The organism is Roseofilum sp. Guam (assembly GCF_017746735.1).
GTDB classification, from domain to species: Bacteria; Cyanobacteriota; Cyanobacteriia; order Cyanobacteriales; family Desertifilaceae; genus Roseofilum; species Roseofilum reptotaenium.
Window position 1 is genome coordinate 1 of record NZ_JAGHZN010000078.1, and the last position, 14,624, is coordinate 14,624.

Here is a 14,624-nt window from a genome sequence, read left to right on the forward strand (position 1 = left end):
ACGTCAAGCGGAAAATGACGAGCGTTTTAATATTCTCCTTGAAGAAGTCCGTTACTTGATTCGACGCAATGATAATTAAGTGTTTTGCTTACGGGTTAACTTGTAATTGACATTGCTCAAAAACGTAATTAACGGCGTTGAATAATCGTTCTAAATCGTAAATAGTGTAAGCTTTGAGGTTCTTGGTGAATGCGCGATCGCTCAATTTCCCAAACTCCCACACTTTGCCATTGGAGACTATCCCAAAAATCGTTTGCTCTTGAATTCCATTAATTTTTTGGCAAGCCACCATTTCCGCGCCACATTGTCCCCAACCGGCAGTAAAATCATCTTTCTTGGCTTCTATGGCAACAAAAAAAGGTTGCTCAAAAACAATCTTGCCCAGAGGAGATTTATGTGCTAAGATGTAATCTGGTACTCCTGATAAATCTTCATCATAACTTAGGCTTTGATGACTCCACAGTAACCAGTTTTGTTTATAAGAAAACCAAACTTCAGTTAAAATTGGTGCAATTAAATTTTCGCAAATCGCAGCTTCTGAATTATCAACAATACCTTCTGTCAAAAGTGCTTCAAACCGTTGCTTGAAGTAATCGTTTAAGGTGAATTCAGAAGGTAAAATAAAATTGGTTTCTTGGTAATTTAACTCAAAAGCTTGAATAACCATTGCCAGGTTTTTATAACCAGTAAAAGGCATTGTATTTTCTCCTCTCAATTTTCCTATCGCACTGACCAATCCTCTAACGCCATTTCAATTACGCTATCGACAGACTTAAAGTCATCGTGAGTCAGAGGTCTAAGCTTCTGACGAGATTTCATCTGTTTGCGGTAATTGATATAGTAGTCTTCAAATGTGTCATAGATTTGCTCATCGTTAAACGGGTATCTTAGTTCGATATTTCGGAAATCACTCATCCACATATTAGGGTCAGTTAGCTTAGTTACATGATGAAAATCATCTGTCCAGATGTAAACTGCACCAAGTATTTTACCTCTTTGAGTAAAATTATATCGTTTCGGGATAATCCACATCGTTGGCAACCAAACCGCTAGAGATAATCTTGGTTCTTCATTCTTTGGGCGAAGATCATATCTAAAAAAAGCACAAGTTTTCTTTTCCATCATTTGTCCTTGCTTGTTAAACTTACCAAATATTAGATCCTTGGCATGAGATGAGTGATCTACTTCAGTCTCAAATTGAATGCTGGGATGATAATCCAGAATCTTCTGAATGATTTCCAGGATTCTATCCTTAATCTCTGGCTGTGTCAGTAAATAGGCTTGAAGAAAGGGTGGTAAAGAGTCAAATAGGGAGTCTTCAAGCACTTCAATGTCCTGTTTGCGATAGAGTTTTCCCTCTAAATCTCGTAAAATCAAACAATAACGGTTGTCTTTGGTGCGATCGATTTCATATTGTAACAGTAAGCTATTCGGCAGATGACGAGCGGCATACTCTTTAGCGGGAGTCGAAAAATCAGCAGCAATTGAAATTAAAGAAAACTCTTGTTTCCAGTCCACTGGTGCAAATTCTTGACCATCGGGAGGATGGCGCATTAATGCTTTTTTATAGCGCAGTAACTGATCGAGGCTGGCTTTGCCACCGCTATTTTTCAGTTCGATAATCGCTAACCGATTTTGTGCATCAACAGCTAAAATATCCGATCGATTTTTTTCGTTAATGAAATATTGTTTAGCCACCGGATTTAAATCCAGTAGCTGAGGTAGGTGCAGCCAGATAAACTCCTCAAGTAAAGCTTCAGATTTAAATAAGAATTTACCTTTATGAAATTTGATCATTTTTATCGGTAAGTATAACTCAAGGGGTAGGTTGGGCTTCATCAACTCAACCTACTCTGAACATTCCCTTTAACCAGACACCACAAAGTTAACCAAATTGCGCTTGGGAACGACAATGACTTTCTTCACTTCCTTACCCTCAATATAGCGTTGGGCGACTTCGGAATCGCGGGCATATTGTTCTAAAAGTGCCCGATCTTCCGTTGCAGGGACTTCAATTGTACCTCGTGTTTTACCCATAATTTGAATCACGAGGGTAATCTCATCGACGACTAAGGCGCTCTCATCTACAAGGGGCCAAGATTGACGGTGAATGGACTCTTGATAACCCAATGCTTGCCATAATTCTTCGGCTAAATGGGGGGCAAAAGGTGCGAGGAGGAGCAATAAGGTTTTAATGCCTTCTGCGTAAACGGGAGAGGATTTGCAAGAGGCATCATTGAGGGCGTTACTGAGTTTCATCATCTCAGAAACGGCGGTATTAAACTGATAATCCCCTTCTAAATCATCGGTGATTTCTTTAATCGCAGTATGGATGGCGCGACGGAGATCTTTTTCGGCTTTTGTGTTAGCAGCTTGTGGTTCAGAAGACGTTTCTGCAAACTCCATTACCAAGCGCCAAACCCGATTGAGAAAGCGAAATTGTCCTTCAACATCGGCATCATCCCATTCGAGGTCTTTTTCTGGGGGCGCTTTGAAGAGGATAAACATCCGTGCGGTATCTGCGCCGTATTTGCCTAAGACGGTTAAGGGAGCAATACCGTTATATTTGGATTTGGACATTTTCTCATAGGAAGTGACTAGAGAATCACCGGTATTCGGATCGGTTGGTTGGTTAATATCCTCAATTTCCTCGACTCGAACATACTTACCGGTATTCGGATTCTTGTAGGTTAGAGCTTGTACCATACCTTGGGTGAGCAAGCGTTGGAAGGGTTCGTCAAAATTGATTAAACCGCGATCGCGCAAAACCTTCGTCACAAATCGAGAATACAATAAGTGTAGAATCGCATGTTCAATCCCGCCCACATACTGATCCACCGGCATCCAATCATTCGTTTTCGCCGAATCAAACACCGCCTCGTTATTCTGAGCATCGGGATAGCGCAAGAAATACCACGACGAATCAATAAACGTATCCATCGTATCCGTTTCCCGTTTCGCGGGAGTGCCGCAAGTGGGACAATCTACATTGACCCAATCTTCTAACTGCGCCAATGGAGACGCACCTTTTCCTGAAAACGCCACATCCTCCGGCAACCGCACCGGGAGCTGCTCATCAGGAACCGGAACCGTCCCACAATTGGGACAATGAACAACAGGAATGGGAACCCCCCAATACCGTTGCCGAGAAATCAACCAATCCCGCAACCGATACTGCACCCTTGCTTTTCCGTATCCTTGACTTTGGGCATAATCAATCACTGCCTGCTTCCCTTGGGTGGAAGGAGCGCCGTTAAACATACCCGAATTCACCATATAGCCGGGTTCCGTATAAGCTTCGCTCAAGCTCTCCGGCACTTCCCCTTGAGTCGGGGAAATGACAACCTTAATCGGTAATTGCTGCTGCGTAGCAAACTGGAAATCGCGCACATCATGGGCAGGAACCCCCATCACTGCGCCAGTTCCATACTCATACAACACATAATCGGCAATCCAAATGGGAATCTCTTGGCCTGTAAACGGATTAATCGCCCGTCCTCCGGTGGGAATCCCCCGTTTTGGTTTATCTTCGGCTGTGCGTTCAATATCACTTTCCCCCTCAAGGGATTGGATAAACTCAGCCACCGCTTGCTGTCGCTCTGGGGTTGTCACTTTCGGGGTTAAGGGATGCTCTGGAGCCAACACCACATAGGTCACCCCATACACGGTATCGGGACGGGTGGTAAATACGGCCATTTTCTCATCGAGTCCCACAATGGGAAATTCGAGATACGCTCCCACGGATTTGCCAATCCAGTTGGCTTGCATGAGTTTCACGCGCTCCGGCCATCCGGTGAGCTTATCCAAATCTTGCAAGAGTTCTTCGGCGTAGTCGGTAATCTTCAAGAACCATTGTTTTAACAGTTTGCGCTCGACTTTGGCTCCAGAACGCCAGGAATAGCCCTCACTGTCTACCTGTTCGTTAGCGAGTACGGTTTGGTCTACCGGGTCCCAATTCACGGCTGCTTCTTTCTGGTAGGCTAAACCGGCTTGCAAGAATTGCAAGAAAATCCATTGCGTCCACCGGTAATAGTCGGGGGAACAGGTGGCGACTTCCCGACTCCAGTCGTAGGAGAGTCCCAAACGCCGAAGTTCAGCTTTCATCTGGCTGATATTCTCATACGTCCATTTTGCCGGATGAATGCCCCGTTCAATGGCCGCATTTTCGGCTGGCAAACCAAACGCATCCCATCCCATGGGGTGCAGCACCCGATAGCCGCGCATCCGATAGACCCGGGCAATGACATCGGTAATCGTGTAATTTCTGACGTGACCCATGTGCAGGTTTCCTGAAGGGTAGGGAAACATGGAAAGGGCGTAGAACTTGGGTTTGTCTGGTTCGGTTAGTGTGGTGTCTACTCCTTGTTCAGCCCAAGTTTGTTGCCATTTTTCCTCAATTTCAACTGGATTATAGCGAGATTCCACGAGTTAAACTCCTGCGGGGTCATTCATTCTACTTGACTATTTTGACACAATTTTAAATCGACTATCATTGGCTAAAACGAATTTTTCCGGCTGGCGATCGCAAATTAGGACAAAAATGCTGTAGTTATACTACAATTTGTACTTAGAATGCCTTTGCGTAAGTCAAGCGCACTCTGGCCCGCTACACCTTTAGAAACCTAGAAGTCAATGCTGATACTCAGAATTATCGAGCAAGGAGACAACCAGGGAGATAAACACCAGGTTGCAATTACCCTGGAAGGCACAGAGGCGAGCCTTCTGGCGGCGGCAGACTTTGAATTTAGAATTGAGGAGCAAGAGCTTGAGGACATTCGCTGGTATTTTGAAGACTTTTTGCAATATCCTCAAGAACCCGCACCCAAGATTGCCCGCAGGATAGAACGGCGGATGTACGAGGTTGGAACGGAACTGTTCGAGAAGGTATTTTATGCCAACGACGATACCCGCAACCTGTGGGAAGTTTTACGCCATAAAATCGGCAACGCTCGCATAGAAATCGCTTCTCCCAACGGTTCTGATGCGGCGACAATTCCGTGGGAACTCATGCGCGTTCCGTGCAGCAATACGCCTCTAGCGTTGAGTGCAAGCGCTTTTGTTCGTACCATTTTTCAGGGAGGACAGGACAGTCAAGCCCCTCGCTGCGGCAATAGCAAGATTAAGATTTTAATGGTTATCTGTCGCCCTCAAGGTAGCAAGGACGTGGCGTTCCGGTCGGTGGCAACTAAGTTGATTAAGGGGCTGACTGACGGCGGCAGCGAGGTTTTTCAATTAGACGTTTTGCGCCCGCCAACGTATGACGAGCTAGAGAAGGTTTTGCGAAGAGCCAGGGAGGATGGATTTCCCTATCGAATCGTTCATTTTGACGGACACGGTATTTATGAAGACCTCAGAGCAAAAAAAACGGGTAAGCCCCCTAAAAAAAAGCGGGGTTACCTGATATTTGAAAGCTTGGATTTCGAGTCGAGCGATCGGGAGGACTTAGTTCACGGGCAGTTGCTCGGTTCGTTGCTCGCGGAAACGGAGGTATCTTTGCTGGTTCTCAATGCTTGTCGTTCGGCTTATATTGAGGCACCTAGCAAACCGGGTCAAACTCTTGCAGATAACCGGAGTAGCGCGTTAGGTTCTCTAGCACAAGAGGTAATAAACGCTGGCGTGGCTGGCGTGGTGGCAATGCGCTACAACGTTTATGTTTTCACCGCTGCCGAGTTTGTGGCTAATTTGTACGAGGCTTTAGCTCTAGGTCAAACCCTGGGCGAAGCCGTTACAAAAGGACGCCAGCAGTTACGCGCCCAACCGGCGCGGGAAATTGCTTTAAGCCCGCTACCATTGCAAGACTGGATGGTGCCGATAGTTTACGAAGCGGCACCCGTAGCGTTTCCCAGTTCTGCCAGCACTCTCAAGCAACCCTTTAACCTTAGCTATAACGATACCCCGCTCGCAGGTGGAGGAGCTCGCTCGCATCTGCCCAAAGCTCTCGATGCGTTTTTCTTGGGCCGCGACGAAACCCTGCTGGCACTCGATCGTGCTTTCGATACGGGGCGCATTGCTCTGCTGCATTCTTATGCTGGAAGCGGCAAAACGAGTACCGCTGTTGAGTTTGGTCGCTGGTACGCGCAAACTGGGGGCGTGGAGGGACGGGTGCTGTTTTCCTCTTTCGATCGGTATTTGCCTTTGAGGCGAGTGCTGGATGAGATTGGCGTAGCATTTGAGGGCTGGTTAAAAACAAGGGGAGTTCGCTGGCTAACGCTAAGCGATAGCGAGCAGTATTCTTGGGCGCTTTTAGTATTGCGAGAAGTTCCCGTGCTGTGGATTTGGGATAACGTCGAGTCGGTAGCTGGGTTTCCTGCTGGCACGGAGTCGGCGTGGAGTTCCCAAGAGCGCGACGAACTGGCTAAATTTTTGCAGGAGGCAAGCCAGACGCGGGCTAAGTTCCTACTTACCTCTCGTCGCGACGAGAGAGGGTGGTTGGGGGAAGAGCCTATCAGGATTGCAATGCCGCCAATGCCCATGCAGGAACGGGTGCAACTGGCGGGGGCGATCGCCCAGAGGCTGGGACACCAATTGATGGAGGTAGAGGATTGGCGGCCTTTGCTGCAATTCAGCCAGGGAAATCCACTAACGATTGCGGTGATAATAGGCCAAGCATTGCACGACGGATTGAAAACCAAGCAGCAAGTCGAGAATTTTGTGGCTCGGTTAAGAACGGGCAAGGCCGCGATTGAGGATGACGAGAGGGAGGGGCGATCTAAGTCGTTGAGCGCGTCGTTGAGTTACGGCTTTGCCCGTGCCTTTACAGAGGAAGAACGCCAACAGCTAGCATTGCTGCATTTGTTCCAGGGCTTTGTAAATGTGGACGTGTTGTGTTGGATGGGCGACCCCGATGAGGACTGGTGCGTGCCTGCCACGCGCGGTTTAACCCGCGAAACCGGCATTGCCAAGCTCGACCGAGCTGCTGAGGTTGGCCTGCTTACTGCTTGCGGCAATGGATTCTACACTATCCACCCAGCCCTGCCGTGGTATTTTAAGCGCCTGTTCGACCGATACTACCCCGCGTTTCCTCCCGTTGAAGGAGAAGAGTCGGAAGCAACTTTGGCTATCCGCGCTTACGTTCAAGCAATTGGCGATATGGGGGACTATTTCTACCGCGAATACGACAAAGGCAAGCGCAATGTTGTCAATTTAATCGCTGCGGAGGAGGCTAACTTGCTCCACGCAAGGGAAATATCGCTTGCGTGGAGCTGGTGGAACGGAATTGTAAATCCAATGCAAGGTTTAAAGGCGCTTTACGAACATGCGGGACGCCATTCGGAATGGGCGCGGCTGGTAGATGAGATCGTACCGGAGTTCGTCGATGCAGACAGTGACGAACCCCTTCCAGGGCGGGAGGTTTTATGGATTCTCGTTACCGAATATCGCGTAAAGGTTGCCGCTGCAAGACATCAATGGGAAAAGGCCGAACGCTTGCAACGACTATCGGTTCGCGAAGCTCGCAAGCGTGCCGAACCATCTCTAGCCGTGCCTCCAGAATCGTTAGACGGCAACCAGAGAGATGCTATTAGAACCTTAGCGGTAGCGTTGAGTCAGTTGGGCGATATTCTGCGAGACCGAGGGTCGCCCGAGTGCCTTGTAGCTTACGAGGAAGATTACAACCTGTCGCTTCGCATAGGCGGTGCGGCCGTTACCGCCATCAATATTCGTAAAGCTTATATGACAGTTCCCGATCTGCGCGATTTAGCACGAGCGGAGACTAGCTATCTAGAAACTTTAACAGTCCCTGGCGAGAAAGACCCGCTAAAAATTGCCGGTGTTTTGGCACAGCAGGGGCAGATAGCTTACGAACGATGCAAAGAAGCAATCGCCACCGGGCAGTCGCAGGAAGACCAACTCCATCACCTCAATGACGCGCTAGCCTGCTACCAAAAGGCTCTCAATTTGTTGCCTTCGGGTGCGCTCCTTTACCTGGCGCTAGTGCATAACCAGCTTGGCAACATCTACAGCATAGCGGATGCTACTTATTCTTCTCTTGCCCTGGAACACTGGCAGAAGGCCATTCGTTACGAAGAAGACCAAGGAGATATTTACCAAGCCGCCCGAACTCGCTTCAATGTAGCCTTGCATCTGCTAAGTGATAATCGATATAGCGATGCTTTGCTTTTTGCTGAGGCCGCTCTTAGCAACTACGAAGGCTGTGGAGATAAGGCTTTAAACGACGTTCATAAGACAAGGCAATTAATTGTTTTAATAATTAATAAAGCACAAACGAGGTAAATAATATGAGTTTAAACTGGTTCGACGACTTACCCCCGATAGGTAAAATGCCCGTGACGCAAGCAGCAGCAAAATTGCGAGAGATGGGAGAGGAGGAGTTGGCTATGGCACTCTTAGCAGCGGAAAACCAGCAACCGGCTGCAAGCAGCACCTTTTCGGGATGGAGTCTGTTTGAAAAACCCTGGCAGCACGCCGCTCATACCTTTGGCTACATTGCTCCGGTGCCCGCCAATACTAAAGTTATTCCCATTAAGTCCGCCGGAAATATTAATCCCGATATATCGCTCAAAAATGCTTGTATTAAAATTACGCTGAACTGCTTGCGCGTAGCCTCCTATCCCGGGGGGGACACTCACCAAATATTGTTCGATTTTTACACTCAAAACCAATTACAAAATACCCAAGAACATTTGCACTTTAACAGCACCTATCGCGTGCGCGAAGGAGAAAGAGCGGCTATTATTAATTATCCTATCTTCGTTGGGTTGAATGTCGGTAATGACGGAATTCCTTTTAAGTGTTATACGGTCAATATCAAAAACGAAGAAGACGAGGCTGCTGTAAAGTTTTTGGAGTCCGACGTATTCAAGGCTGGACTTAAGCTATCGTCAACCGTACAGCCAGCGATCGCGCCTCTATCAGCGATGGCGGTTGGCCTGACTAAAGCAATTGCTCGTCGTCGAAAAAACGTTGCCGTGCAGGATTTTTACTTGGGATTAGATTTTGGCAGCAATCCTCTAGGAGCCCGTTTGGCTGAAGGGGTTTACGTCGCCGTGCAAATCCCAGAAAAAGAAAGGCGCGTGTGGGACTGGAGCGATTGGGTGTATGATGCCGAAACAAGTCAGGTCGTTAACGATTATGACTATACCGAGTTAATTCCCCACAATTATATTGCCTTTGGCATTAGCCGCTATGGAGGGTAAGCGCCCAACATCTTGCACTTTTGCGGGTGAATTGTGCGAAGTCATTAACCGAGTGGCGCGATCGCCTAAAATTGCTAGAGCTTTTCCCGAACTGTGCTGTACCTTTGGGGGACGTTCCATGGTTCCCGACATTGCCGTGTTTCGCTGGGAAAGAATCCCCCAAACAGATAGCGGAAAAATTGCTAATCGCTTTGAAATTCCCCCCGATTGGGCGATCGCAATTTTATCCCCTAACCAAAGTAGCTCTCAAGCCTTAGATAAATTATTGTATTGTTCCCAATCCGGCACAAGTTTGGGATGGTTAATTAATCCCGCAGAAGAAAGTATTTGGGCAATCGGAGAAAACCAACGCATTGAGGTGTTTACCACTGACGCACAACTGCCTGTTCTAGAAGGAATTGATCTAGAGTTAACCGTATCTGAAATTTTAAGTTGGTTAATTATGTGACAAACTCCCGACTCCAGTCGTAGGAGAGTCCTAAGCGCTGGAGTTCGGCCTTCATCTGGCCAATGTTCTCTGTGATCGTCTAGAAACAGGCGATCGCCTTTGCCTGCTGTTTGCCTATTGCCTCTTCCCTAGCGCTCTATATCCACTTCCTCAACAACCATCTGAGCCAACTGTGCAGCCGCTCCCGTCTCTCCGCGCACTCTTGCTAGGCGATCGCGCATTTTCTGTAATTGCTCGGGATGGTCTAAATACTCAATCACTTGCTGGGCTACTTCTTCCGCTTCTAAATGTCCCACCCATTCTGGAACAATCATCTCTTTTGCCCAAATATTGGGCCAAGCAAATAATTCCCCTCGCTGTTGTTTCCAGAACAGAATCACTTTATTGATTACCTTAGCAATACTCGAACCCACAGCCGGTAAATGGGCTAATATTCCCCAAATACCATCCCAACTCCGCATCGCATCGAGCTGTTGGGTGGGCAATAATACAATCATTGGCAGGCACAAAGACCCCAATTCTGCCGTATTTGCCCCGACTGTCGTTATACAAAATTGACATTGGGTGAGTATTTCATACGCGGGAAAGGAAGTCCACAAATCGATTTCTAAACCGCTAGGGGTTTTTAGGCGTGGTTGAGACCCGTTTTCAATTAACTCAGCTTCCCCTGTGGGCCAATAGTGCAGGGTCTGATTGAATTGAGGATCGCCAAATAGGGCTAAAGTTTCGATATCGAGGGTTGGGGCAACGGGAATGATAAATTGGGTTTGAGGGCGCTGTTGATGGATCAATTGGGCGATCGCCAATGACAACGGTAATCCCGGCCGTAATTTATCCGGTTTTGACCCCGGTAATACCGCAATCAACTCCCCATCAACCGGATTTTTGGATGTCGAAACCGACTGGGCTGAGTCTGCCATTAAATCCCCCACTACAGTGAATTTATGGGCTAAATTGGGTTGTACTTTGTCTAAAACTTGGCGATTCATCACCGCGAATCGGTCAATCCAAAGCTGCCATCGGGCTTCCCATTCTGCATATACCAGGGTTCGATAGCCCAACCGCTTGCCCAACATGAGAGTAAAAAATTGATCGCCTCCCAGAAACAACACCAAACCGCGATCGCTCCATTGCCAATTTTGGGCCGTTTTCCCCCACAATAAAAAGGGGATAAAATCTTCTGGCCCCTGAACTCGATTCACCTCTGGCAAGGAGGCTGCCATCTCGGTTTCGGAACCACTGGCATGGGGACAAGGGGACAACACCACAGAGAGGCGAACCCTTTCGTTGTTCGCGCCTAGAGCCTGGCGAATTTCTTTGACCACCGGACGTACCCAAGTGGTTAATTCTCCCGGCCCATTTGAGAGAATCAGAATATCGATCGTAGATTCAGACACAGATATGGACATAACCTCATTAATTGAAGCGATCCAAGCCGGCGATCGCGCTACAGTACAGACTTTAACTCAAACCTGGGATCAAACCGAATTACATGACCAAGGAAGCGTTGCTTTAATTACTGCTGCTGAACAGGGAGATACGGAGATTTTACACCTGTTAATTGAGGCCAACCTCAATGTCAATCAAGGAGATGAGGATGGATGGACCCCGTTAATGGAAGCGAGTGCTGGGGGTCATGTAGACCTGGTAAAACAATTACTCACTGCTGGTGCTAATGCCAATACTCCAAGTAATGAGGGTATCACCCCTTTGATGGCTGCCGCTGCTAAAGGCCACACTGAAGTTGTGACGCTCTTGGTTGAACAAGGTGCTGACTTAAAAGCTAAGGATAAGAATAGTTGGACCGCTCTGATTTGGGCTTCGGCGGAAAAGCAGACCGACATGGTTAACTTACTGCAAACCTTGCGCTCTAAGGGTGGGGAGTAGAATTGGGTCATGAAAAGGTAAAACCTAGTTTTGCCTTTTCTCTCTTGCCCATTCCCTAATTCCCACTAAACCCCAAATTGTCCCCAAATTTGTTGAGCAATGCGTTTGGTTAACGTCGGTTTCGAGGTAAATAGTTCTCGCAATGCCCAAGAACTTAACCGGGGAAGGAGACTTATCATCCGCCGAATTAACCACTCCCGGAAAAGGAAACCCAGCAATGTCCCAATGACTGCGGGTAAAACAACCCAAATCAGCACAGAGATCAGCAGTTGTTGGAGAACCCCAGGATCTTGAAGAACAACGAGCAGGTTTCTGATACTCAAGATAGCACTGGGCATCCAAATCGTGAGCATGGCGATCGCCCAGGCAATGCGATCGATCAATTGAGTCGTTCTCAATTGCAAGAAATTCAGCAGTTCATTGATCAACCAATTGTGACTTTGAACCACCCTCAAGCATTCTGGTCTATCCAATAATTCTCGGCCGACTTGGTTGATCAGATCTCCATCTGGAGATAACACAGTCCGTAATAGAAACTTGCCTTCTTTCGTGTTATTTCCTACATAAAAGGTTCTAAATGTCAAGGCCGATTGAATGGTTCCCTGAGATGTCGTATCAATAACCACCATCTCCCGAAGATCGACCAAGAGGCGAGCCAATTGACGAGGGGGGATGATCAGGCGATCGCCCCCCAACCTCACCCCCTCAATGTGTTGGAGCATCAACGGATTCAGATAAAACACAAATTCCCCATCTTCCGCTCGAATACAAGGTGCAATCAAGCTTCCTGGAGTTTGCGGCGGGTTGATCAGCGATCGAACCTGCTCTACCGTATTTCGGATAAACTTAAACACACTCTCCTTTGGAGTTTCATCTACCGATTAGGATTAACAAACGTGGCAGCCGGTAATCTAAACCGTCCATCCGTACTTTTTTCCAGAATATTTTGCACAATCTCGACCATAAACTCCAGCAAACCGCGCCATTGCCGTTCCCCAGAATTTACCCCTTCATTATGGATTTGGATCAACAATTCCTTCTGATCAAAATCGAGTAACTTCTCATGGTATCGATTAATAATATCCCCATCAAGTTGCATGACTGTTTGGGCATAGATAATATCTGTTGATTCAGACTTGAGATCTTGACTATCTAAAGCTGACTTCAGTTCTTGCAGTTTGCGCAAACCTCGCAAAAAACGACCATTCGAGAGCAAATTCTGTAGTTTGTCTTCATCACTTGGATCATCTGGGTTCGGCAGTCGCTCTTGAGGATCAAATAAATCATTCGTCGGATTACTGAGGACTTGTCGATACTCCATCAGCAATTTGCGACGCAACCCATGATAGCGATGGTAAAGTGCTGGAGGAATTTGACGCTGATAAAAATACTGTTCATCCCCTTCATTCTCTGGAATGTCATAGATATAACGATAGGCTTCCTGGGGCACAAATTTGCTCCCCGTAATTTGTGACACTATCATCGTATTGACTTCTAGGGCCGTCATATCGGTGAGAACTTCACCTAACCCGACAACAAAATCGCTAAACCGGCGTTGAAGACTAGACACTTGTCCCAACTGCCCATTCTGGGTAGGTGTTATTTCTGTTGAATCAGGCATGACCATTGTACTCCTATTGAATAAAGTTGTTGATTAACTCGGTTGGGTTTGATCTGAGCAGCAAAGAGAATCTTTAGTCTAAGATTTCTTTTCCTCAAAAGGATCTTCTAAGTCGGCAAAAGGATCGTCTCCCAAAGCATCAAAGAGTTCTGACTCTTCTTGTTGAGTTGATCCCTCTGATAAGTCTAGAGACTCAGCAAAAGGATCAGTAGCATCATCCTCCTCAGCAAACAAATCAGCTAAGGGGTCAACCTCATCATCCTCCTCCAGCATCAGTTCTTCTGTGATAGCTGGAGGGGTAATCTCCTCTTCCTTCTCCCAGTCTTCAGATAAAAGCGCCTCTAATCCATCAGAGTGATCCAAGATCGAATCTTGAACTGACTCACCAAAGGAATCTAACTCCTCTTGGGCAAATTCGTCAATCATTCCTTCTAACTCTGGTTCCACCTCTGTCGGTGCTGTATGACTCACTGGCGAATCCTCCCAGAGATCGCCCATATCTGCTCCAATTTCCTCTATTGCCTTCGCATCGCTCAGAGCTTGAGCGCTTGCCCGATCTTCAGCGATCGCATTACTCTGATCGCCTAGTGGAAAATCTAGCTCCTCTGTATCTCCAAACACATCTAACAAATCAGCATCCGTCTCTTCTGCTTCACCATACTCCTCAGTCATCTCTGAAGAAAAGTCGGGGAGATCTAAAGGAATTTGTACTTCTTCTTCCTCTGGCTCAAACACATCTAGTAATGCTTCTGTTTCTACAGAAGTTTCTTCAGAAGAACTCATATCATTCCAAATCGTCTCCGACATCGTATCCATTTCAAACGCACTTAAAATTTCTGCTTCTTCTTCCTCCGATGCTTCGGGAATTCCCAAAGGCTGTTGATCCGCACTCGAAAACGGATCTCCCTCTGCTTCTTCGATTTTTTCCCATAAAGATTCTTGGGATTCATCTAATAGCAACTCTTCTTCTGAACTCGAAAATGGATCATCCCCTACTCCTAAACCCTCTTCCAAAGATTCAGCCCATTGAGCTGGAGCAGTTTCTGTTTCTTCTTGCCATAAATCTTCAGTTGATAAATCCTCTTCAGAACTCGTGAACGTAGCAGACTCAGATTCCTCAATTTCTTCCCATAATTCCTCTGTTTCTGCCATAGGAAAGGGATCTTCTTCCATTTCCACCAGTCCTTCCGTTTCTAAAGATTCCTCTAATGCCGGAGGCATTGATCTTTCTTCTTCCCACAACTCCTCTTCTGAACTCGCAAATGGATCGTCTTCCATTCCTACCAGTTCTTCTTCTAAAGATTCCTCTAATGCAGAAGGCTCTGATGTTTCTTCTTCCCACAATTCTTCTGCCTCTGAACTAGCAAACGGCTCTTTTTCCATTTCCACTAATTCTTCTTCTAAAGATTCCTCTAATGCAGAAGTTTCTGACAGTTCTTCTGTTTCCCACAATTCTTCTGTCTCTGAACTGGCAAATGGATCTTCTTCCATTTCCACCAGTTCTTCTTCTAAA

Annotated in this window: 11 protein-coding genes; 4 read left to right on the forward strand and 7 right to left on the reverse strand. The window is 46.9% G+C overall.

Annotated elements, in window-relative coordinates; genetic code table 11:
- Window positions 1–88 precede the first annotated feature (88 nt).
- The 3 genes from J7529_RS22830 to leuS form a co-directional block, all read right to left on the reverse strand.
- Window positions 89–697: a hypothetical protein gene (locus J7529_RS22830; protein WP_318730887.1), complete on the reverse strand. Its 609-nt coding sequence runs from the start codon at window positions 695–697 to the stop codon at window positions 89–91.
- Window positions 698–720: 23 nt separating this feature from the next.
- Window positions 721–1,797, reverse strand: a complete 1,077-nt coding sequence (locus J7529_RS22835) for a hypothetical protein (protein ID WP_318730888.1) — start codon at window positions 1,795–1,797, stop codon at window positions 721–723.
- Window positions 1,798–1,866: 69 nt separating this feature from the next.
- Entirely contained in the window at window positions 1,867–4,425 is a 2,559-nt protein-coding gene (gene leuS, locus J7529_RS22840) for a leucine--tRNA ligase (RefSeq protein ID WP_318730889.1), read from the reverse strand.
- Window positions 4,426–4,632: 207 nt separating this feature from the next.
- Between leuS and J7529_RS22845 the strand changes: the two genes are divergently transcribed.
- Genes J7529_RS22845 through J7529_RS22855 form a run of 3 tightly spaced genes read left to right on the forward strand, consistent with a single transcriptional unit; the run spans window position 4,633 to window position 9,603 of the window.
- Window positions 4,633–8,232, forward strand: a complete 3,600-nt coding sequence (locus J7529_RS22845) for a CHAT domain-containing protein (protein ID WP_318730890.1) — start codon at window positions 4,633–4,635, stop codon at window positions 8,230–8,232.
- A 5-nt stretch (window positions 8,233–8,237) separates the two neighbouring features.
- A complete protein-coding gene (locus J7529_RS22850) occupies window positions 8,238–9,155 on the forward strand; it encodes a hypothetical protein (protein WP_318730891.1) in 918 nt (305 codons plus the stop codon).
- A complete protein-coding gene (locus tag J7529_RS22855; RefSeq protein WP_413038974.1) occupies window positions 9,145–9,603 on the forward strand; it encodes a Uma2 family endonuclease in 459 nt (152 codons plus the stop codon). The genes J7529_RS22850 and J7529_RS22855 overlap by 11 nt, the downstream gene beginning before the upstream one ends.
- A gap of 128 nt (window positions 9,604–9,731) precedes the next feature.
- On the opposite strand, the gene J7529_RS22860 is transcribed toward J7529_RS22855, so the two are convergent.
- Complete coding sequence (locus J7529_RS22860) at window positions 9,732–11,012, reverse strand: lipid-A-disaccharide synthase (RefSeq protein ID WP_318730893.1); 1,281 nt, start codon at window positions 11,010–11,012, stop codon at window positions 9,732–9,734.
- Between J7529_RS22860 and J7529_RS22865 the strand changes: the two genes are divergently transcribed.
- Complete coding sequence (locus J7529_RS22865; protein WP_318730894.1) at window positions 11,005–11,490, forward strand: ankyrin repeat domain-containing protein; 486 nt, start codon at window positions 11,005–11,007, stop codon at window positions 11,488–11,490. The genes J7529_RS22860 and J7529_RS22865 overlap by 8 nt on opposite strands.
- Before the next feature lie 65 nt (window positions 11,491–11,555).
- Here J7529_RS22865 and J7529_RS22870 read toward each other — a convergent pair whose 3' ends face one another.
- The 3 genes from J7529_RS22870 to J7529_RS22880 all read right to left on the reverse strand — a co-directional run.
- Window positions 11,556–12,344, reverse strand: coding sequence for a hypothetical protein (locus J7529_RS22870; protein WP_318730895.1), 789 nt, complete (start codon window positions 12,342–12,344; stop codon window positions 11,556–11,558).
- A 20-nt stretch (window positions 12,345–12,364) separates the two neighbouring features.
- Window positions 12,365–13,111: a hypothetical protein gene (locus J7529_RS22875; protein ID WP_271939803.1), complete on the reverse strand. Its 747-nt coding sequence runs from the start codon at window positions 13,109–13,111 to the stop codon at window positions 12,365–12,367.
- Between the two features lie 78 nt (window positions 13,112–13,189).
- Window positions 13,190–14,624 (reverse strand): hypothetical protein (locus J7529_RS22880; protein ID WP_318730896.1); only part of this gene is annotated, 1,435 nt, incomplete at its 5' end.